Raw genomic sequence first — 20,069 nt, forward strand, 5'->3', positions numbered from 1 at the left:
GAGGATTCCTCCGAAAAATCACGAATCCCCCGGATCGACGAGCCTCTCAGTCCATCGGAGGACGTGAACGCGAGCGCTTGACCTCGCCCCGACGTCTCTTGGCGTCCACCCGTCGCCGCTTCGCGGCCCTGCTGGGCCGACGGCTACGACGCTCCGGCGGCGGAGGCGCGATCGCCTCCTCCAGAAGGCGGGCCATCCGCTCCCTGGCCTCCACCCGGTTGCGCGTCTGGGAACGGTGACTCTGCGCCGACACCGTCAGCACCCCGTCGACCAGGCGCCCTTCGAGACGTTCCAGGGCCCGGGCCCTGCGGGTGGTCCCCAGGGCCCGACAGGAGGCCACGTCCAAGGAGAGCGACACCCGGGTGTCGGAGGTGTTGACGTGTTGTCCGCCCGGCCCCGAGGACCGGGAGAAACGCCACCTCAACTCCTCGGCGGGAACGGTCACCGGCCCCACGGCCAGACCCTTCGTGGTCTCGTCGCTTCCCGTCACCGTTCCCGCTCCTCTCCTACCCGCGCCGACCGGGCCCCGGAGCGCCCTCAGTGCGCGGCGTCATGCCAGTTCTGCCCGCTGCCGACCGAGACACCCAGCGGAACACGCAGATCATAGGCCGTGCCCATCTCGTGCGTCACGAGGTTTTCGACCGCCTCACGCTCGCCCGGAGCGACCTCCACCACGAGTTCGTCGTGCACCTGCAACAGCACCCGGGAGGCGTGCCCGCCCTCGGTGAGCGCCGCGTCCACCTGGAGCATCGCCACCTTGATGATGTCGGCCGCCGAACCCTGGATCGGCGCGTTGAGCGCCATCCGCTCGGCCATCTCCCGCCGCTGACGGTTGTCGCTGGTCAGGTCGGGCAGGTAACGCCGCCGGCCCAGGATCGTCTCGGTGTAGCCGACCTTGCGCGCCTGCTCCACCACCTCGTGGAGGTAGTCGCGCACCCCGCCGAAGCTGGCGAAGTAGTCCTCCATGAGCTTCTTGGCCTCGTCCGGGGCGATCCCCAACTGCTGGGAGAGACCGTAGGCGCTCAGCCCGTAGGCCAACCCGTAGCTCATCGCCTTGATCCGGGAACGCGCCTCCCCGTCGACCTCCTCCACGTCGATGTCGAACACCTGCGCCGCCATGTGCGCGTGGAAGTCGTAGCCGCTGTTGAAGGCGTCGATCAACGCCTGCTCACCGGACAGATGCGCCATGATCCGCAATTCGATCTGGCTGTAGTCGGCCGTCAACAGCTCCTGGTAGCCCGGGCCCACCACGAACGCCCGCCGGATACGACGCCCCACGTCGGTGCGGATCGGGATGTTCTGGAGGTTGGGGTCGGTCGAGCTGAGCCGGCCGGTCGCCGCCACCGTCTGGTTGAAGGTCGTGTGGATGCGGTCGTCGTCGGCGATCGTCTTGATCAGACCCTCGACCGTGGTCCGCAGCTTGGTCTGGTCGCGGTGGTGCAGCAGCACCCCCGGCAGCTCGTTGTCGCTCTGGGTCGCCAGCCACGCCAACGCGTCCGCGTCGGTGGTGTACCCCGTCTTGATCTTCTTGGTCCGGGGCAGCCCCAGGTCCTCGAAGAGCACCTGCTGCAACTGCTTGGGCGAGCCCAGGTTGAACTCACGCCCCACGATCTCGTGCGCCCGGGCCACCGCCGCGCGCCCTGCCGCGGCGAACTCGCCCTGGAGCTCCTCCAGGTAGGGGCGGTCCGCGGCGATACCGGCCCGCTCCATCCTGGCCAGCACGTCCACCAGCGGCAGCTCGACCTCGCGCAGCAGATGGTCGCCCCCACGACGGTCCAGCTCGGCGGAGAGCACCACGGCCAGGTCGCGGACGGCGGCGGCCCGCACCGCGAGCCCGTGTCCGCGCCCGTTCTCGACCTCCTCGCCCAGGTCCAGGGAGAGCTGGGCGCCGTCGTCCTTCTCCTCCAGCTCCAGACCCAGGTACTTACGGCACAGGTCGAGCAGGTCGAACCGGCGCTGCCCGGGCTGGACCAGGTAGGCGGCCAACGCGGTGTCGCTGACCACCCCGCCCAGTTCCCAGCCGTGCGCTCCCAGGGCCAACAGCGCGCCCTTGTACTCGTGCACCACCTTGGGCCGCGCGGGGTCGGCCAGGAAGGCCGCCAGAGCCTCATGGTCGGAGGCGTCCAGAAGGGTGGGGTCCACGAACAGCGAGGCACCGCCCGCGACCGTCACCGCGAGCCCGTCCACACGGCCGGTGCCCTGCCCCCAGGTGCCCTCCAGGGCGATCCCGGCGGGGGCCGCCCCGGTGACACCGTCCGCCGAGGCGTGCTCGGTGAGCCAGTCGGCCACCCGGCCGGTCTCGGCCACGGTCACGTCCACGTCGAAACCGGCGACGTCCGCGCCGTCCTCGGCCCCCTCACGGCCGTCGTCGCCGGTGCGCACCACCGCGTACAGCCGCTCGCGCAGGTTGGAGGCGAACTCCAGGTTGTCGAAGAGCGCGTCCACGCCGGCCCGGTCCGTCTCGCCCAGACCCAGGTCCCGCACGTCCGACTCCAGCGGCACCTCGGTGACCAGCTTGTTGAGCCGCTGGTTGCGCAGGACGTCGGCCAGGTGGTCGCGGAAGTTCTGCCCGGCCTTGCCGGTCACCTCGTCCGCGCGCTCGACCAGCGCCTCCAGGGAACCGAACTTCGTGATCCACTTGGCCGCGGTCTTGGGGCCGACCCCGGGCACGCCCGGAAGGTTGTCGGCCTTCTCCCCCACCAGGGCGGCCAGGTCGCGGTAGCGCTCGGGCGGCACCCCGTACTTGTCCTGGACCGCCTCGGGGTCCATCCGGCGCAGGTCGGACAGGCTCTTGCCCGGGTAGAGGACCGTGCAGTCCTCGGTGACGAGCTGGAAGGCGTCCCGGTCGCCCGAGGCGATCAGCACCTCCATCCCCGCCTCGCAACCCTGGTGCGCCAACGTCGCGATGACGTCGTCGGCCTCGAAGCCGGGCGCGGACAGGTTGGTCACCCCGATCATCCGCATCAGGTCCTGGGTGAGCGGAACCTGGGAGGGGAACTCCGGCGGGGTCTCGGACCGGCCCCCCTTGTAACCGTCGTACTCCTCGTCCCGGAAGGTGGGACCGGACAGGTCCCAGGCCACCGCCACATGGGTGGGCTCCTCATCGCGCAAGAGCTTCACCAGCATGGAGGCGAACCCGTACACGGCGTTGGTCGATTGCCCGGTACTGGTCCCGAACTTCTCCACCGGCAGCGCGAAGAAGGCACGGAAGGCCATCGAGTGGCCGTCCAGAAGGAGCAGGCGGGGACGCCCACCGGCGGTCGGGGCTGTCTGTTCGGGGGTCTCTCGCTTGGTCACCACAGGTGAGATCTTAGGATGCGCCGCGGACACTCCGAGGCCATCACCACGAGAACACCACCCGACCCCGGCCGGTTCGACCGGGTAAGGGACCACCTGAGCGGATCGAAAGGCACCATCATGAGTACAGACGCCGGGGAACTGCGGGATCTACTGGAGTCCGGCGCCCTCTCCGCGGGCCTGGGCGAGACGATGGGCATCGAGATCACCGAGGCCACGGCCGAGCGTGTCGTGGGCCGTATGCCGGTGGAGGGCAACCGCCAGCCCTTCGGGCTCCTGCACGGAGGCGCCTCCTGCGTCCTGGCCGAGTCGCTGGGCTCGATCGGCTCCAGCATCCACGCCCACGGCTTCGACCGCGTCGCCGTGGGCATCGAGATCAACGCCACCCACCACCGCTCCGCGGTCGAAGGCCACGTCACCGGTGTCGCCACCCCCGTCCACCTGGGCCGGACCCTGTCCACCTGGGAGATCGTCATCACCGACGACCAGGGACGCAAGGTCTGCACCTCCCGCCTGACCTGCATGCTGCGGGACAAGCCGAACGGCGCCCCCCAGGGAACCTGAGCCCGACTTCACGAACAACCCCAGAACGACTACCGAAGGCCCGCCCCGGCAAGAGCGCCACCGCCCGGGGCGGGCCTTCTCGCATATGGACGGAGTACCACGAGAACACGCCCGCCGCCCGGGCCGCACCCTCAGGAGGCACGACGTGGCACCGAGTACCCGATGACCACAGCTTCATAACGGCACGGAGGCGAGTAGGACGCAACCACTCCCCCACACTTCCCGAAGCCGAACTTACGTGATTAAGCTCCCCTAAAGTTCCTGATTAAGCCATGCCACACATCAAGGGCATCAGAACACATCCTCACCATCGGCACGGCCACCCCCCGACCCAGGCCGTGCGACGCCGGTTGAACGGAGCGACCACGATCATGGCAAGCAAGAAGGTCCTAGGATTCACCGCCGCGACCGCGGCCCTGGTACTGGGGCTGACCGCGTGTGGCAACGGCGACGGAGGTGACGAGTTCACCTTCGGGATCCTCTACCCCCAGACCGGTGCCCTCGCCTTCCTCGGCCCGCCCCAGATCGCCGCCGCCGAATACGCCATCTCCGAGATCAACGAGGCCGGCGGCATCCTCGGCGCCGAGGTCCCCGCGATCGTCGAGGGTGACGAGGCCGGCGACGGCGCCCAGGCCAACGAGGCCGCCAACAGCCTCGTCAACAGCAACGTCAACGCCGTCATCGGCGCGGCGGCCTCCGGCATGACCCAGGCCACCTACGACACCATCACCGGTGCCGAGATCGTCCAGTGCTCGGGATCCAACACCGCCCCCGACCTGACCGACATCGACGACGGCGGCTACTTCTTCCGCACCGCGCCCAGCGACCTGATGTCCGGCCCCGTGCTGGCCCGCAAGATCGTCGAGAACAACCAGCTCAGCGTCGGCATCGTCGCCCGCGCCGACGACTACGGCAACGGCTACCTCGGCGCGGTCAAGGACGAGCTCGAGGGCCTGGGAGCCGAGGTCGTCCTCACCGAGACCTACGACCCCGACGCCACCAGCTTCGACTCCGTCATCAACGCCGTGAGCAGTGAGGAGCCCGACGCCGTCGCCCTCATCTCCTTCGAAGAGGGCGCCCAGGTCGTCGCCGAGCTCCTGGAGAGCGGCCTCGAAGGCGACCAGCTCTACATCACCGACGGCCTCAACGACCCCGACCTGGGCACCACCGTCAACGAGAACGACCCCAGCGTCGTCGAGGGCATCACCGGTGTGGCCCCCGGTGCGGACAACCCCGAGTTCAACGAAGGACTCCGCGAATCCGCGCCCGACCTGGACGTCTTCCAGTTCGCGCCCCAGGTCTACGACTGCGTCACCGCCATCGCCCTGGCCGCCGAGTCCGCCGGCTCCACCTCCCCGGCCGACTACGTCGAGCACCTCCCCGAGATCAGCCGCCCCGACGGCACCGAGTGCGGCACCTTCGCCGAATGCCGCGACCTCTTGGAGAACGACGAGAAGATCGACTACCAGGGCGTCAGCGGCAACATCGACTTCGACGACAACGGCGACCCCACCTCCGCCACCTTCGAGGTCTTCCACTACGGCCCCGACGGCCACGAGGTCCTCGGCTACGAGGAGTACTCCTCCGAGGAGTGACCTCCCGGGCGTAACGCCCCCGAGGTGAGACCACCAGCGACACCCAGACGCGCCCATCGGGGGTGCGGGGCCCCGCCCCGCACCCCCGTACGGCTGTCATCCCCCGGACACGGTCGTCCCCCATCCCGCCCGACCGCCACACGACCCGGGAACCCCACTCGAACGGACCCCCATGACGACCCGACCAGCCCTGGCGCTGTCCACAGCGGCCCTCGCCCTCGTACTCGCCTCCTGCTCCCTCACCGGGGACACCGAGGACACCTTCACCTACGGGATCCTCTATCCCCAGACCGGATCCCTGTCCTTCCTCGGCCCCGCCCAGATCGCCGCCGCCGAATACGCCATCTCCGAGATCAACGAGGCCGGCGGCATCCTCGGCGCCGAGGTCCCCCCACCCGTCCGGGCCGACGAGGGCGGTGACAACACCCGGGCCGACGAGGCCGCGAACGGCCTCGTGAGCGACGACGTCAACGCCGTCATCGGCGCCGCCTCCTCCGCCATGAGCCAGGCCACCTACGACACCGTCACCGGAGCCGGCATCGTCCAGTGCTCCGGCTCCAGCACCGCCCCCGACCTGACCGACATCGACGACGACGGCCGTTTCTTCCGCACCGCCCCCAGCGACCTCATGGCCGGCCCCGTCCTCGCCCGGCGCATCGCCGACGACGGCAACACCTCCGTCGCCGTCGTCGCCCGCGCCGACGGCTACGGCACCGGCTACCTCACCACCGTCGAAGAGGAACTCCGCGCCCTCGACATCGACGTCGTCCTCACCGAGACCTACGATCCCGACAGCACCAACTTCGGCGCCGTCGTCGGCGGCATCGTCGAGGCCGCCCCCGACGCCGTCGCCCTCATCTCCTTCGAAGAGGGCGCCCAGGTCATGGCGGCGCTCCTCGAAAGCGACATCGGGGGCGAGCGGTTCTACCTCACCGACGGCCTCAACGACCCCGGCCTCGCCGAGACCATCACCGTGGACGCCCCCGGCCTCATCGAAGGCACCACCGGGGTCGCGCCCAGCGCCGACAACCCCGAGTTCAACGAAGGACTCCGCGCCTTCGCCCCCGAACTCGACGTCTTCCAGTTCGCGCCCCAGGTCTACGACTGCGTCACCGCCATCGCCCTGGCCGCCGAATCCGCCGGCTCCACCTCGCCCGAGGAATACGTCGAACACCTCCCCGAGATCAGCCGCCCCGACGGCACCGAGTGCACCGCCTTCGCCGAATGCCGCGATCTGCTCGCCGAGGGGCAGAGCATCGACTACCAGGGCGTCAGCGGCGACATCGACTTCGACGACAACGGCGACCCCACCTCCGCCACCTTCGAGGTCTTCCACTTCGGCCCCGACGGCTACGAGATCCTCGACTACGTCGACTACAGCGCCGACGGCCACTGACCGACGGGCGCACCGCGCGAGGAACGAAGAGAGGGGGTGGGCCCGCGGGCCCACCCCCTCCTCGTACCACCGGATCACCCCTTGGCGAGCGTCCCCAGGTACAACTCGATCACGTTCGGATCGTTCAACAGATCCCGCCCCGAACCCGTATAGGCGTTACGCCCCTGATCCAGGACGTATCCACGATCACAGATCTGTAGACACCGCCGGGCGTTCTGCTCCACCATGATCACCGAGACACCCGTGGAGTTGACCTCCTTGACCCGCTGGAAGACCTCCTCCTGATAGATCGGCGACAACCCCGCCGTCGGCTCGTCCAACAACAGCACCGACGGGTTCATCATCAACGCCCGACCCATCGCCACCATCTGACGCTCACCGCCCGACAGGGACCCGGCCTTCGCCCGACGCCGCTCCCCCAACAACGGGAACAACTCCGAGACCACCGCGAACCGCTCCGAGAACGTCCGAGGACGCAGGAACGCCCCCATCTGCAGGTTCTCCTCGATCGTCAGGGAGGGGAACACGTTCCGCGTCTGCGGAACGTAACCCACGCCCCGCTCCACCAGGCTGTGCGCCGGCAACCCGGCGATACTCGAACCCCGCAGCGTCAACGAGCCCTCGCGCACCGGGATCAGACCGAAGATCGTCTTGATCAACGTCGACTTGCCCGCGCCGTTCGGCCCGATGATCGCCACGACCTCGCCCTCGGTGAGCGTCAAGGTGCACCCGTTGAGGATGTTCACCCCGGGCACGTAGCCGGCCACCATGTCCCTGGCCAGAAGCAGGTAATCCTCCGGACCGCCCACCTCCACCGCGGCGGCCTCCGCCTGCTCCAGAAGCTCCTCACGGTGCTCCTGGACGGCGGACGCCTCCGCCGCCTCGACCGGAACCTCCTCCGGCCCGGAACCCGAGGCCCCGTTGCCCTCACTCATCGCCACTCACCGAGCCCTCGTCCTCGACCTCCTGGGCACCCAGGTAGGCGTCGATCACCTGCTGGTTCGACCGGATGTCCGAAGGACGACCCTCCGCGATCACCCGCCCCTGCGCCAACACCACGATCCAGTCGCTGATCCCCATGATCACGTCCATGTCGTGCTCCACGAACAGGACCGTCTTGCCCTCGTCGCGCAACGACGTGATGTGGTGCAACAACGACTGCACCAACGCCGGGTTCACCCCCGCCATCGGCTCGTCGAGCATGATCATGCTCGGATCGGTCATCAACGCGCGCGCCATCTCCAGCAGCTTGCGCTGACCACCCGACAACGCCCCGGCCATGTCCCGACGCTTGTCGATCAGCTTGAAGCGTTCCAACAGGTCCAGAGCACGCTCGGTGTTGACCTTCTCCTGCCGACCCCACACGGAGCGCAGGAACGCGCCCCCCATCCGCTCGCCCGTCTGCCCCTGAGCTCCCAACAACATGTTGTCGAGCACCGACAGACGCGTCAGCGCCTTGGTCAACTGGAAGGTCCGCACCATCCCGGCCCGGGCCACCTGGTGACCCCGCTTGCCGTTGATCGACCTCCCCTCGAACGTCCACCGACCCGAGTCGACCCGATCGAACCCGGTCAACAGGTTGAAGCACGTCGACTTGCCCGCGCCGTTCGGCCCGATCAACGCCGTGATCGTGCCCCGCTGGACCTCCAGATGCTCCACGTCCACCGCGGTCAGACCGCCGAAGGAACGCTTCACACCGTCGACCACCAGAATCGGATCCGACTTGGCCGACCCCGGCTCGGGCAGCGCCCCCGCCATCCGGTCGACGACCGCCGCGGAACCGTTCACCTCGTCACTTGACATTGACCAACATCTCCTTGCGGTCGCCGATGAGCCCCTGCGGACGGAAGACGATCAACAGCACCAACATCACACCGGCGAAGGCCAACTGGATCGCACCGAAGTCCGGACCCGACAGGAAGGGCAACCAACCCTCGCGCCCCATCCACCTCAAGAGCCCGTCGGTGAAACTCATCAAGAACCAGAACGCCATCGAACCGAGAATCGGACCGAACACACGACCCGCGCCGCCCAACAGCAGGATCACCCACAGGAAGAACGTCACCTGCGGCTTGAACTGGTCCGGCTGGATCGCCCCCTGGTGCATCGCGAGCATCGCGCCCGCCAGAGCACCCAGCAGACCGCCCAGGACCAACGCCTGCATCTTGTAGGCGAACACGTTCTTACCGAGGCTGCGCACCGCGTCCTCGTCCTCACGGATGCCCTTGATCACACGCCCCCACGGGCTGTGGATCAACAACCAGGTCAACAACACGGCCAGGCCCACCAGGCCCCACGCCACCGTCATCAACCACAGCTGGTTGCCCGTGAACACGAACGAACCGAAGCCGTACCGCGCGCCCCCGTCGAACGGATTCACCGCGCGGAACCCCGACGACAGGTTCTGCAACCCGTACACGCCATTGGTCACCGACTCGGCGAAACTCGCCCGGTACACAAGACGCAGCACCTCCGCCGCCGCGATCGTCGTGATCGACAGGTAGTCCGCCCGCAACCGCAGCGTCGGAATACCCAACAGCAACGCCAACACCACGGCACAGGCCAGACCCACCAGGAACCCGACCGACACCGGCAGACCGAAGACCGCCACGCTGATACCGACGCCATAGGCGCCCACCAGCATGAAGCCGACCTGGCCGAAGTTCAGCAACCCCGTGTACCCGAAGTGCATGTTCAGACCGACCGCCGCCAGCGCGTAGATCGCGGCGATCGGACCCACCGCGGATCGAGCGGCCTCGGCGAGGATCATGAGAATATCCATCGTCAACCTCTCCTAGCCGACCCGCTCGCGCTGCCCGAGCAGACCCTGAGGCCTGACCAACAGCATGAGGATCATCAGGGCAAGAGCCCACGCCTGCATCAACTGCGTGGGGAACCACAGGGTGGACAACATCGCCACCAGACCGACCGAGATACCGCCGACCATCGCTCCGTACGCCGTGCCCAGACCACCGAGGATCACCGCGGCGAACATCAGCAACAGAAGACGGAAACCCATCTCGTAGTCGACGACCTGGTTCAAACCGAAGAGCACACCGCCCAGCGACGCCAGACCGCCACCGAGCAGCCACACGTACAGCGTCACCCGGTCCACGTCGATACCGGAGGACTCCGCCAGATCCCGGTTGTCCGAGACCGCGCGCATCGCCTTTCCGATCCGCGTGAACTGCAACAGACACGCCACCAGCACCAGGACCACCACGGCCACGCCCATGATCACCAGATCCCGGGGCGGCATCGAGATCGGCCCGATGTGCACCAACTCCTGCACCTGGAAACCCGCGTAACGCGACCGGTTCGCACCGAACATCACCAGGATCACGTGCCGCAGGACCAACGCCAGACCGATCGAGACGATGAACATCTGGATCAGCGCGACATTGCGCTTGCGCAGCGGACGCCACAGGTAACGCTCCAACGAGCCGCCCAACACGGCGCCCATGACCACCGCGATACCGGCCGCCGCCCACAGCGGCACCTTCCACCCCAGATCCGGGAAGAAGACGCCCAGCACCGTCGCCAGGGCGATACCGGCCATCACCGACACCCACTGAAGGGCGACCAGGACCGTACGGCCGAGCCTGCCCTCCATGAAGGCGCCCAACAGGACCGCCACACCCAGACCGGCGAAGATCGCCAACAGCGAATTGCCCATACCGGCCGCGCCCGAACTGAACAGCAACGCCATCATCGCGCCGAAGGTGACCATGTCACCGTGCGAGAAGTTGATGACCTGCGTCGTCCCGAAGATCAGCGACAGACCGATCGCGGAGACCGCGATGACCAGGCCGAACAGCAGACCGGCCGCGGTCAGCTGCACGAAGCGCTCGCCGAAGCCGCCGCTGACGCCCTCGACCTCCACCGACTCGTCCTCGGCCGACGACCCCTCGTCGTCGCCCTCGGTCGCCTCGTCGTCCGGAGAGGGAGACTCCGACCGCTCGGCCTCCGCACCCGACGAGGCCCCGGCCACGTCCAGAAGAACGATGAACGGCCGCCGGTCTCCGGACTCGACCTCGACCTCCGCCTCACCGTTCGAGAGCATCGGCGTCTCACGAACGGCGAAATCGTCGGGGATGGACTCCTGGTCCACCACCACACGGTAGGTGCCCGGTCCGGGCAGCTCCGCTTCCCACATTCCATCGGGGTCGGTGGCCGCCGCCACGATCTCGTCGCCCTCCTGGAAGACCGTGATCTCGATGCCCTCGACACCTTGATCACGATCATCAGGCTGAACGATCTGACCGTGCAGCGATTCACCGCCCTCTTCGTCTGCCGTCGCCGCCGCCCCCGGGATCACCAGGAATGCGGTGATCAGGGCGAGCAACACGGTCACGAGGCGTGTGCGCACGCGCGCTCCTTGCGCATCTGAGGTAGGTGGCACCCCTATATGAGGATTCGGGGGCCACTGTCCTTTAGCTGTTCGGTGCGGTGAGTTTAGCCCGATTTATGCCGACCATTCAGCGCCGCTTAAGCCACGTGACCCAACCGTCACCCCATTGTGCGCAAGCGATATCAAATCGGTACGGGATACGCATTGACCCTGAACACCCGTTCAGAAATATGCCGAGAACACGAACTGATCAGGGACGTGGACCCACCGTCGGTGTCCGAACGACCACTCACGGAACAGCCCGCGCGCACGAAGAGGGGGCCGCGCCCCACACGGGACACGACCCCTGATCGATCCGATCCACGACGGGTGTTCAGCCCGCCTACGGAACCTTCGTTAGCCCTTCTGACCTCCGAGGGTCTCCACCACGGTCTCCGCGACCTTGCGCATCGTCAGCCGGCGATCCATCGAATTCTTCTGGATCCACCGGAACGCCTCCGGTTCGCTCATCCCGTGCCGGCTCTGCAACAGCCCCTTGGCCTGCTCCACGACCTTGCGCGTCTCCAGACGATCCTGGAGATCGCCCACCTCCGCCTCCAACGCCGCCAACTCGGCGTAACGGGAGGTGGCCATCTCGATCGCCGGCACCAGGTCCGACTTGCTGAAGGGCTTGACCAGATAGGCCATCGCCCCCGCCTCACGCGCGCGCTCCACCAGTTCACGCTGGGAGAAGGCCGTCAGGATCACGACCGGGGCGATCCGCTCGGCGGCGATCCGCTCGGCGGCCGTCAGTCCATCGAGCACCGGCATCTTGATGTCGGTGATCACCAGGTCGGGACGGTGTTCCCGGGCAAGCCTGATGGCGGCCTCCCCGTCGCCGGCCTCGCCCACGACGGCATAGCCGTCCTCTTCGAGCATCTCCTTGAGATCCAGGCGGATCAGGGCCTCGTCTTCCGCGATCACCACACGGCTCTGCGTCCTCGTCACGTATACGAGGTTACCGAGATCCGCTAGTATGCTGTTCGTCGGCCCCGGCAATGCCGGTCGATCGTGACCCCACCGTTGACCGCGCGTCACCGGAACCGACAGCAGAAAAATTTCAGAGAAACACTTGACAAGTGCACTCGCCCCGATATTCCAACCGGCAGAGAAGATGAGCTCAAACCTCATACAGTGTGGGTTCGAATCCCACTCGGGGCACAGATCGGCCACTCGCCATACGCGGGTGGCTTTCTTGCTGTTCAGAGGCCTCCAAACCGGAATGTCGTATGCGTGAGCGAACATGCACGCTATGTACTCACGCGAGATCGTCGACGAGACCTTCCGACTCAAGGCCCAAGGCCTGACCGACAAAGAGATCGCCGCTCGATGTGGTGTCTCCCTACGCGCTCTCCGTCACTGGCGCTACGGCACCCGCCGGGGCCCCGAGGTCGAGGCCAGGCGAGCGGATCGAACCACGTACTGCCCCAGGTGCTCGACGGGGCCCCTCCACGAGGAGGCCTACTCCTACCTTCTCGGCGCGTATCTGGGCGATGGCCATATCACCGAGAACAAGAACAGGCCCGGCGTCCATACGTTGTGGATCCTCTATGACAAGAAGTACCCCCAACTGATCGCCTACTGTCGAGCGGCGATCGAAGCGGTCTTCCCGGTCAAGGTGTTCATGGCCGACCGGCCGGGCTGTACGGCGATCAAGGCCGCGTCGAAGCACTGGCCGTGCGTCTTTCCCCAGCACGGCCCCGGCAAGAAGCACGACCGCCCCATCCTCTTGGAACCCTGGCAGCGACGGATCGTGGACGAACATCCGCAGGCCCTCATACGAGGCCTCGTCCACTCCGATGGATGTCGTGTCATCAACCGAATACGCAAGGCCTCCTCGGGGGCCGAAGAGGAGTACCACGAGTACCCGCGCTATCACTTCCCGAACGCGTCGACGGACATCATCGACATCTTCACCCACGCCTTGGACCGACTGGACATCGCGTGGAAGATCCATGTGAACAAGCGAATGCCCCGCTACCGGGACGCCCATATCGTCTCGATCTCGCGCAAGGACGCGGTGGCGCGGATGGACACCTTCGTGGGACCCAAGTACTGACCTCCGGGAATGTCGTATGCGTGAGCGAACATGCACGCTATGTACTCACCTCATGACAGGCGCCTGGCCGTCTCTCTGCTCGATTCCGGAATCTCCTCCACCGAAGTGAGCCGGCGGACGGGGATCGACCGTTCCACCCTCCGCGAGTGGACTCGAGACCGTTCTCTCGTGGACAGGTATCTCGGTACCGACCTCTGCCCCCGGTGCGAGCCGATCCCCCGCCCTCCCTCCAGGCCCGATTCCTACGCCTATCTTCTGGGGCTCTATCTGGGGGACGGTTGTCTGACCCCGGCGGGAGATCCGACCAAGGGGGTCTGGCGGTTACGGATCATGTGCTCCGACGACCGGCCCGGACTGATCGATGAGTGTGCCCGGGCTCTGGCGCTGATCCGTCCGGATCACGTGGTCTCCCGGGTTCCCTCGCAAGGCTGCACCGAGGTGCACGGGAACTGGAAGCACTGGCCGTGTCTTCTCCCCCAACACGGCCCCGGCAAGAAGCACGAACGCCGCATCGTCCTGGAGCCCTGGCAGCGACGGATCGTGGACGAGCACACCGGACCCTTCGTCCGTGGCCTGATCCACTCCGATGGTTGTCGTCTGGTCAACCGGGTGAAACGGAAGACGCCGAAGGACGGGCGGACGCATTACGAGTATCCGAGGTACCAGTTCGTGAACGTCTCGGTCGACATCGTGGAGCTGTTCACCGAGGCCCTGGATCGGCTGGGCATCGCTTGGAAGAGGCACGTGCAACGTCGCGAGGAACCGCGTCGTGACCTGCATGTCGTATCCGTGTCCAAGCGGGACGCGGTGGCACGGATGGATGGCTTCGTGGGGCCCGAGTACTGAGCCGCCCGCCCGGACGATCCGTCCTTCTCGTTCGGGCGGGCGGGGTCGGTCAGCGCTCGCTCTCCTCCCAGCGTTTGCGGACCTCCTCGGTGATCTCCTTCATGGGGGTGCGCTGGGTGACGCGGATGTGGTTGCCGAGGGGGTGGGGATGTGCTTATCCGAAACCGCCGTGTCGGGTCCAGGCCTTGATGAAGCAGGCGGGTACGTGGACGGGCGCCACTTCGGCCCGGTAGCGGGTGGGTGGGCGGCCGATGACCTCGGTGAAGGTGCGGCTGAAGGTGCCGAGGCTTTCGAAGCCGACCATGAGGGCGATGTCGGTGACGGGGGTGTCGGTGTCGCGGAGGAGGGCGCAGGCGCGTTCGAGGCGGGGTCAGACGGAGCGGAGGTGGTCGCGGAGGGTGCGGGCGACACGCCCCATGAGGGCTTCGGCGGCGGGTTGGTGGCGTGAGGGGACCTGGGAGGCGGTGAGGGCGGCGATGGCGTAGGCCTCGCCGTTCTCGTGTTCGACGACGCCGATCTCGTGGCGGTGGTTGAGGACGGTGCCGGTCTTGGAGGCCCAGGTGGAGGCGTCGGTGGTGAAGTCGGGGGCGAGGCGGTGGCGGATGGCGTTGTCGGCCATGAGTCCGCGTACGCGTCGGGCGACGTCGGGGTGGATGGCGGTGGGTCGCCAGAGGGCTTGGAGGAGTTCGATGTGGGCTCGGGCGGAGCCGGAGTTGGCGAGGGTGACGTCGAGTTGGGGGATGTCGTGTCCGCGTCCGTCGGTGCCGGCGCGGATGGCGAGGGTCTGGGCGAGGTGGTTCTCGTCGGGGGCGAGGCGTTCGGCGGGTGTGGAGCCCAGGCTCTTGATGCTGTGGCGGACGGTGATGCCGTGGATGTCGTGTTCGCGGAGGAGGCGGTCGACGGTCTCGGGCGGGGTGAGGTCGAAGAGGGCTTCGGCGGCGGTGTTGTCGCTGAGGCAGGTGCTGAGGTGGAGAAGGTCGTCGATGGCGATGGTGACGGGGTGGCGGAATTTGCTGAGGCCGAAGGGGCCGGTTCCGGGTGGTCCGGTGACGGCCGGGGCGGGGGTGATCTCGATGCGGGTGGCGCCGTCGAGTTCGCCTTGGTGGATGCGGTGGAGGGTGGCGAGGGCGAGGGGGACTTTGACGAGGGAGGCGGTGGCGTATTCGGTGTCGGGGTCGATGCCGATCTCGTGTCCGGTGTGGAGGTCGCGGACGAGGAAGGAGGCGTGGAGGCCGGCTTCGTCGAGTTCGGTGCGCAGGTGGTGGGTGATCACGGGGTGTGGGCTCCGAGGCAGCGGGCGATGTGCGGGTGGAGGTGGGTGCGGAGGGTTTCGGCGTGTTCTCCGGTGATGGTGTGGTCGCGGGTGGGTCGTATCTCTCCGATGGGACGCCAGTGGAGGTCGAGTCGTTCGGCTTGGGCGGGTGTGCAGAGGAGGAGGTCGTCGCTGGTGAGGACTTCGGCGGTGGCGGTGCTGAGGTCGGTGGCGAGGGTGATCTGGGCGGGGTGGAGTCCGAGTGAGGTGCCGGTGCGGGTGAGGGGGTCGCGGATGTGGGGGGTGTCGTCCTCGGGTTGGATCCAGAGGCGTCGGCGGGGTGTGGTGTCGGTGCGGCCGGCTCGGAGGGTTTCGAGGTAGAGGGTGTGGGCGGCGGGGGGTCGGTGGGCAGCGAGGCCGAGGGGGGCGCTCCAGTGGGCCTGGTCGGGTGGGACGGCGGTGAGGGCGGTGCGGACCTGGTGGGTGTGGAGGAGGTGGGTGCGTTGGGCGGGTGGTGCGGGGTGGGGTTCGAGGTTGAGGTCGTGTTCTCGGGCGTGGGCGGTGAGGTGGGCGAGGTCGAGTGTGGTGCAGGTGGTGGGGACGGCGATGCGCAGTGGTGTGCGGCGGGCGGTGGCGGCATCGTGTTCGAGGGTGTGGGCGAGGTCGATGAGGCGGCGTGCGGCGGGGAGGACGGCGTGTCCGAACTGGGTGAGGGTGGGGTGGCGTGTGGAGCGGTCGAAGAGGGGGGCGCCGAGGTGTTTCTCGAGTGCGGCGATGCGTCGGCTGGCGACGGGTTGGGGGATGCGCGCGGCGGCGGCGCCGTGGGTGAAGCTGCCTCGGTCGCTGACGTGGACGAAGGCGACGCAGGCTCCTACGAGGTCCATGAGGTGGGATCATACCGAAAACGCATGGGATTGATCGTTTCCGTCTTGGACGGCATGGGCGGGGTGTGGTGAGACTACGGGGGCGGGCCGGGTCCGGTCCGTTCTCTCGATCTCCTGGGGGTCTTTGTCATGTGGAGTCCTGTGCGGTCCGGCCTGGTCGCGGCGTTGGCCTTGGTGCCTTTGGTGGGTTGTGGCACCGCCGGGGAGGGCGCTTCGGAGGAGGTGTCGTCGGCGGACGCGCTGGTGGACGTGGAGGCGGAGTTCGAGGCCTTGGAGGCCGAGTACGACACGCGTCTGGGCGTGTACGCGTTGGACACGGGTTCGGGTGAGGAGGTGGAGTTCCGGGAGGACGAGCGGTTCGCCTTCGCTTCGACGTTCAAGTCGTTGTTGGCGGGGGTGGTGTTGTCGGAGAACTCGTTGGAGGAGATGGAGCGGGTGATCACCTATGACGAGGACGCGCTGGTGTCCCACTCCCCCATCACCGAGGAGAACGTGGGGACGGGGATGTCGCTGTTGGAGTTGTGCGACGCGACGGTCCGGTTCAGCGACAACGCGGCGGCGAACCTGTTGTTGGAGGAGTTGGGCGGTCCCGAGGGGTTCACGGAGTCCTTGGAGGAGCTGACCGGGGACGATGTGACGACCCTGGACCGGTATGAGACGGATATGAGCGCGGCGGTCCCGGGTGATGAGCGGGACACGAGTACTCCGGAGGCTCTGGCGGGGAGCCTGGAGGCGTTCACGTTGGGGGACGTGCTTCCGGAGGATCGTCGTGAGGTCCTGGTGGACATGTTGGTGCGCAACACGACGGGCGACGCCGTGATCCGGGCGGGTGTGCCCGAGGGCTGGGTCGTGGGCGACAAGACCGGGACCGGCGGCTATGGGACGCGTAACGACATCGCGGTGGTGTGGCCGGAGGAGGGCGATCCGATCGTGCTGGCGGTGTTGTCGACCATGGAGGTGGAGGACGCCGAGCCTCAGGACTCGTTGATCGCGGAGGCCACCGAGGTGGTGGTGGAGGCGCTCGGGTAAGGCGTTTCCGAGGTTCTCGCGGGGTTCCGGTCTCCGGGTCGTGTGCGGCCGGAACCTTCGTATCTACCCAGCCCTTTCGACCCGTAATAGGCCTTTTGTCACTTTTAAGTGATCCCAGCGGCCTGAACCGGTCACATCACGGCCACAACCTGAGTACAACCTGTGGCTCAGGGCGCCGAGAACACTCGATGTCCCTGATCCTTGATGCGGAAAGCCCGGTCCGGACGGGCTTGCGCGAGGAGAGGGGAAGCGGGTGTTGACCGCGGTGGCCGGGGTGATCGGCGCGCTGGTGATCGGTGCCTGGGTCGTGGTGGCCTGGGGGTCCCGGCGTCGTCAACCGTGGCTGTGGGCTCCGGTGGCCCTGTTCGCGGTCGCGCTGGTCGCCCTGGATCTTCCCGGCTGGTCGTTCGTTCCGTTGGCCGTCCTGGCCGGCGGCTCGTTCGCCGAACTGGTCGTGGGGGCGCGGGAGCATCCCACGATCCGCACCAAGACACCCGACGCCCCCTTGAGCACCGAGCGGTGGGCGGCCGCGGTGGCCGCCCCGTTCCGGGTGGCCCTGGCCGAGCCGTGGGACGTGGTGGCCCGTCCGAGTCTGCGTCGCCGTTATCGGAGGATGTTGGAGCGCCAGTGGGGCGTGGTCGACCGTGATTCGCTGTTGGCGGCGGTCGACGGTCTGTTGGAGGAGCTGCGCAACGGTCCGAGCCTGGATCTGGTGGTGGACCTGAAGGCGGGGCTGGCCCGGTCGCGTTTTCCCGACGGTGGCGCGGACACCGGTGCGATGGTGCGGTTGACGTCCGAGCAGGTGACGCGTCTGCGGACGGTGACCGGTGTCTCCGAGGGCGACGAGACGGTGATGATCGGCGCCTACCAGTGGTGGAAGTCGGTGCACGTCATCCGGCTGGTGTGCGGCGGGGCGACGTTGGACTGGTTGAGTCCGGTGGAGACGCAGACGTTGTTGCGTCGGGTGGCCTCGGATCTCCAGCGCCGCTATTCCTCGTGGGGGCGGTTGTCGTCGGCGTTCCACGCCGGTTATCTGCTGTGGCCGGATCGTCGGGTGGAGATCGACGAGGGCGACGCGGATCGGGTGTGGGTGGCGTTGGGGCTTCTGGACGAGGATCCGCGTAGTCCCTGGAATCTGTTGCCGTGGGACATGCCGTTGGAACGGGTGTCCTTCGAGGGCGGGGTCTCCTCCGGTCAGGAGTGATCCCCGCGTCTCCGGCCGACCGCACCGGTCGGCCCGGAACGCTCTGGCGCGGCTCATACGCCGAGCTCCGGGCCGGACCTGATGCGGCCCGTGGGGTGCGCCGTCGTGGCGCCGTGCGTCAGCTGCTCAGGGAGACGGTGTCTCCGAGGCGGTGGACGCGCAGGAAGTTGGTGGAACCGGGGGTTCCGGGCGGGCTTCCGGCGACGATGACGATCTTGTCGCCCTTGTTGTAGTCGCCGAGACGGAGGAGCTCGCTCTCGACCTGGCGGACCATGTCGTCGGTGTTGTCGACCCAGGGCACCAGGTTGGTCTCGGCTCCCCAGGTGAGGGAGAGCCGTCCGCGGGTGCTCGCCTCGGTGGTGAAGGCCAGCAGCGGAATGGGGGAGCGATAGCGGGCCAGGCGCCGCGCGGTCTCACCGGACATGGTGAAGGCGACCAGGGCCTTGGCTCCGACGGTGGCGCCGATCTCGGCCGCGGCGCGGGCGATGGCCCCGCCGGTCGTCTCGGGCACCCGGTTGAGGATGTGCGAGGCCCGCAGGGATTCCTGCTCGGCGGCGCCGACGATGCGGGCCATGGTCTCGACGGTCTCGATGGGGTACTTGCCGACGCTGGTCTCTCCGGAGAGCATGACGGCGTCCGCTCCGTCGAGGACGGCGTTGGCGACGTCGGAGGCCTCGGCGCGGGTGGGCCGGGGGGCTCCGATCATGGACTCGAGCATCTGCGTGGCGACGATGACCGGCTTGGCCTTGTCGCGGCAGCGTTCGATGGCGCGCTTCTGCACCATGGGAACGTTCTCGAGGGGCAGCTCGACGCCCAGGTCGCCTCGGGCGACCATGACACCATCGAAGACCTCGATGATGTCGTGGAGGCGTTCGACCGCCTGGGGCTTCTCGATCTTGGCGATGAGGGGGACGGTGATGCCCTCCTCGTCCATGATGCGGTGGCATTCCTCGGCGTCGGCCGGGCTGCGGACGAAGGAGAGGGCGACCATGTCGACGCCCTGGTGGAGGGCCCAGCGCAGGTCCTCCTCGTCCTTGTCGGTGAGAGCCGGGACGCTGACGGCCACTCCGGGGAGGTTGAGTCCCTTGTGGTTGGAGACGGGTCCGCCGAAGATGACGCGGGTCTGGACGTCCGTGCTGGTGGTCTTGGTGCACTCCAGCACGACGCGGCCGTCGTCGATCAGGACGCGGTCGCCGGGGCGGACGTCGCCGGGGAGTCCCTTGTAGGTGGTGGAGACCCGAGTGGAGTCGCCGGGGACGTCCTCGGTGGTGATGGTGAACTCGTCGCCTTCGGCGAGTTCGATGGGCCCGTCGGGGAAGGTGCCGACGCGGATCTTGGGGCCTTGGAGGTCCGCGAGGACGCCGACGGCCCGGCCCGCGTCCTTGGCGGCCTGCCTGAGGTTGGTCAGACCGGCGAGGTGGTCATCGTGGGTTCCGTGGCTGAGGTTGAGTCGCGCGACGTCGAGACCGGCGTCCACGAGACGCCGGAGGGTCTCCGGGCTCGAGGTGGCGGGTCCCAGGGTCGCGACGATTTTTGCTCTACGTGTCACACGT

General features: G+C 67.7%; 17 protein-coding genes, 1 tRNA gene and 1 pseudogene. 8 read left to right on the top strand and 11 right to left on the bottom strand.

From position 1 onward, the window contains the following. Positions 1-46: 46 nt before the first annotated feature. Both arfB and polA read right to left on the bottom strand, forming a co-directional pair. Positions 47-490: an alternative ribosome rescue aminoacyl-tRNA hydrolase ArfB gene (gene arfB, locus D451_RS0107930; RefSeq protein WP_017534035.1), complete on the bottom strand. Its 444-nt coding sequence runs from the start codon at positions 488-490 to the stop codon at positions 47-49. 47 nt (positions 491-537) lie between these two features. After that, positions 538-3,300, bottom strand: coding sequence for a DNA polymerase I (gene polA, locus D451_RS0107935; protein ID WP_017534036.1), 2,763 nt, complete (start codon positions 3,298-3,300; stop codon positions 538-540). Positions 3,301-3,417: 117 nt separating this feature from the next. On the opposite strand from polA, the gene D451_RS0107940 reads away from it, so the two are divergent. The 3 genes from D451_RS0107940 to D451_RS0107950 all read left to right on the top strand — a co-directional run bounded on the left by D451_RS0107940 (position 3,418) and on the right by D451_RS0107950 (position 6,852). Further along, positions 3,418-3,861 carry a PaaI family thioesterase gene (locus D451_RS0107940; RefSeq protein ID WP_017534037.1) on the top strand — a complete coding sequence of 148 codons (444 nt, stop codon included), beginning with the start codon at positions 3,418-3,420 and terminating at the stop codon, positions 3,859-3,861. Between the two features lie 371 nt (positions 3,862-4,232). Continuing rightward, complete coding sequence (locus D451_RS0107945; RefSeq protein ID WP_026124907.1) at positions 4,233-5,456, top strand: ABC transporter substrate-binding protein; 1,224 nt, start codon at positions 4,233-4,235, stop codon at positions 5,454-5,456. A 172-nt stretch (positions 5,457-5,628) separates the two neighbouring features. Further along, positions 5,629-6,852, top strand: coding sequence for an ABC transporter substrate-binding protein (locus D451_RS0107950; protein WP_017534039.1), 1,224 nt, complete (start codon positions 5,629-5,631; stop codon positions 6,850-6,852). Positions 6,853-6,926: 74 nt separating this feature from the next. Here the strand turns inward: D451_RS0107950 and D451_RS0107955 are convergent, their stop codons facing one another. The 5 genes from D451_RS0107955 to D451_RS0107975 form a co-directional block, all read right to left on the bottom strand. Further along, positions 6,927-7,787, bottom strand: coding sequence for an ABC transporter ATP-binding protein (locus D451_RS0107955; RefSeq protein WP_026124908.1), 861 nt, complete (start codon positions 7,785-7,787; stop codon positions 6,927-6,929). Next, positions 7,780-8,655: an ABC transporter ATP-binding protein gene (locus D451_RS0107960; protein ID WP_026124909.1), complete on the bottom strand. Its 876-nt coding sequence runs from the start codon at positions 8,653-8,655 to the stop codon at positions 7,780-7,782. The genes D451_RS0107955 and D451_RS0107960 overlap by 8 nt, the downstream gene beginning before the upstream one ends. After that, positions 8,645-9,634, bottom strand: a complete 990-nt coding sequence (locus D451_RS0107965) for a branched-chain amino acid ABC transporter permease (RefSeq protein ID WP_017534042.1) — start codon at positions 9,632-9,634, stop codon at positions 8,645-8,647. Before D451_RS0107965 ends, D451_RS0107960 begins: the two co-directional genes overlap by 11 nt. Positions 9,635-9,646: 12 nt before the next feature. Further along, on the bottom strand, positions 9,647-11,221 hold the full coding sequence (locus D451_RS0107970; RefSeq protein ID WP_017534043.1) for a branched-chain amino acid ABC transporter permease: 1,575 nt from the start codon (positions 11,219-11,221) through the stop codon (positions 9,647-9,649). A 378-nt stretch (positions 11,222-11,599) separates the two neighbouring features. Then, positions 11,600-12,169: an ANTAR domain-containing response regulator gene (locus D451_RS0107975; protein ID WP_014912456.1), complete on the bottom strand. Its 570-nt coding sequence runs from the start codon at positions 12,167-12,169 to the stop codon at positions 11,600-11,602. A gap of 160 nt (positions 12,170-12,329) precedes the next feature. On the opposite strand from D451_RS0107975, the gene D451_RS0107980 reads away from it, so the two are divergent. From D451_RS0107980 to D451_RS0107990, 3 genes are all read left to right on the top strand, one after another. Beyond that, positions 12,330-12,403: transfer RNA gene (locus tag D451_RS0107980), tRNA-Leu, on the top strand. 91 nt (positions 12,404-12,494) lie between these two features. Next, positions 12,495-13,301, top strand: coding sequence for a helix-turn-helix domain-containing protein (locus D451_RS0107985; RefSeq protein ID WP_017534044.1), 807 nt, complete (start codon positions 12,495-12,497; stop codon positions 13,299-13,301). 39 nt (positions 13,302-13,340) lie between these two features. Next, complete coding sequence (locus D451_RS0107990; protein ID WP_017534045.1) at positions 13,341-14,147, top strand: helix-turn-helix domain-containing protein; 807 nt, start codon at positions 13,341-13,343, stop codon at positions 14,145-14,147. A 154-nt stretch (positions 14,148-14,301) separates the two neighbouring features. On the opposite strand, the pseudogene D451_RS26345 reads toward D451_RS0107990, so the two are convergent. The 3 genes and pseudogenes from D451_RS26345 to D451_RS0108005 form a co-directional block, all read right to left on the bottom strand. Beyond that, positions 14,302-14,502 (bottom strand): annotated as a pseudogene (locus tag D451_RS26345) (helix-turn-helix domain-containing protein); the annotation flags it as partial. A 15-nt stretch (positions 14,503-14,517) separates the two neighbouring features. Beyond that, a complete protein-coding gene (locus tag D451_RS0108000; RefSeq protein ID WP_017534047.1) occupies positions 14,518-15,420 on the bottom strand; it encodes a serine hydrolase in 903 nt (300 codons plus the stop codon). Further along, positions 15,417-16,283 carry a LysR family transcriptional regulator gene (locus tag D451_RS0108005; protein ID WP_014908293.1) on the bottom strand — a complete coding sequence of 289 codons (867 nt, stop codon included), beginning with the start codon at positions 16,281-16,283 and terminating at the stop codon, positions 15,417-15,419. The genes D451_RS0108000 and D451_RS0108005 overlap by 4 nt, the downstream gene beginning before the upstream one ends. A gap of 129 nt (positions 16,284-16,412) precedes the next feature. Here D451_RS0108005 and bla point away from each other — a divergent pair, with 129 nt between their 5' ends. Next, a complete protein-coding gene (gene bla, locus D451_RS0108010) occupies positions 16,413-17,312 on the top strand; it encodes a class A beta-lactamase (RefSeq protein WP_193789602.1) in 900 nt (299 codons plus the stop codon). 253 nt (positions 17,313-17,565) lie between these two features. Beyond that, the gene (locus tag D451_RS0108015; protein ID WP_017534049.1) at positions 17,566-18,516 is read left to right on the top strand and encodes a DUF1266 domain-containing protein; all 951 of its coding nucleotides are present in this window, start codon (positions 17,566-17,568) and stop codon (positions 18,514-18,516) included. Positions 18,517-18,634: 118 nt separating this feature from the next. On the opposite strand, the gene pyk is transcribed toward D451_RS0108015, so the two are convergent. Further along, the gene (gene pyk / locus D451_RS0108020; RefSeq protein ID WP_026124910.1) at positions 18,635-20,065 is read right to left on the bottom strand and encodes a pyruvate kinase; all 1,431 of its coding nucleotides are present in this window, start codon (positions 20,063-20,065) and stop codon (positions 18,635-18,637) included. Positions 20,066-20,069: the final 4 nt, after the last annotated feature.

The organism is Nocardiopsis alba DSM 43377 (assembly GCF_000341225.1).
In the GTDB taxonomy this organism is placed as follows: Bacteria; Actinomycetota; Actinomycetes; order Streptosporangiales; family Streptosporangiaceae; genus Nocardiopsis; species Nocardiopsis alba.

Coding starts and splice junctions, on each gene's coding strand:
- D451_RS0107950 (WP_017534039.1), top strand. CDS start 5,629: ATGACGACCCGACCAGCCCTGGCGCTGTCCACAGCGGCCCTCGCCCTC.
- D451_RS0107985 (WP_017534044.1), top strand. CDS start 12,495: ATGTACTCACGCGAGATCGTCGACGAGACCTTCCGACTCAAGGCCCAA.
- D451_RS0107960 (WP_026124909.1), bottom strand. CDS start 8,655: ATGTCAAGTGACGAGGTGAACGGTTCCGCGGCGGTCGTCGACCGGATG.
- D451_RS0107965 (WP_017534042.1), bottom strand. CDS start 9,634: ATGGATATTCTCATGATCCTCGCCGAGGCCGCTCGATCCGCGGTGGGT.
- D451_RS0108005 (WP_014908293.1), bottom strand. CDS start 16,283: ATGGACCTCGTAGGAGCCTGCGTCGCCTTCGTCCACGTCAGCGACCGA.
- D451_RS0107945 (WP_026124907.1), top strand. CDS start 4,233: ATGGCAAGCAAGAAGGTCCTAGGATTCACCGCCGCGACCGCGGCCCTG.
- D451_RS0107940 (WP_017534037.1), top strand. CDS start 3,418: ATGAGTACAGACGCCGGGGAACTGCGGGATCTACTGGAGTCCGGCGCC.
- bla (WP_193789602.1), top strand. CDS start 16,413: ATGTGGAGTCCTGTGCGGTCCGGCCTGGTCGCGGCGTTGGCCTTGGTG.
- D451_RS0107955 (WP_026124908.1), bottom strand. CDS start 7,787: ATGAGTGAGGGCAACGGGGCCTCGGGTTCCGGGCCGGAGGAGGTTCCG.
- D451_RS0107990 (WP_017534045.1), top strand. CDS start 13,341: ATGTACTCACCTCATGACAGGCGCCTGGCCGTCTCTCTGCTCGATTCC.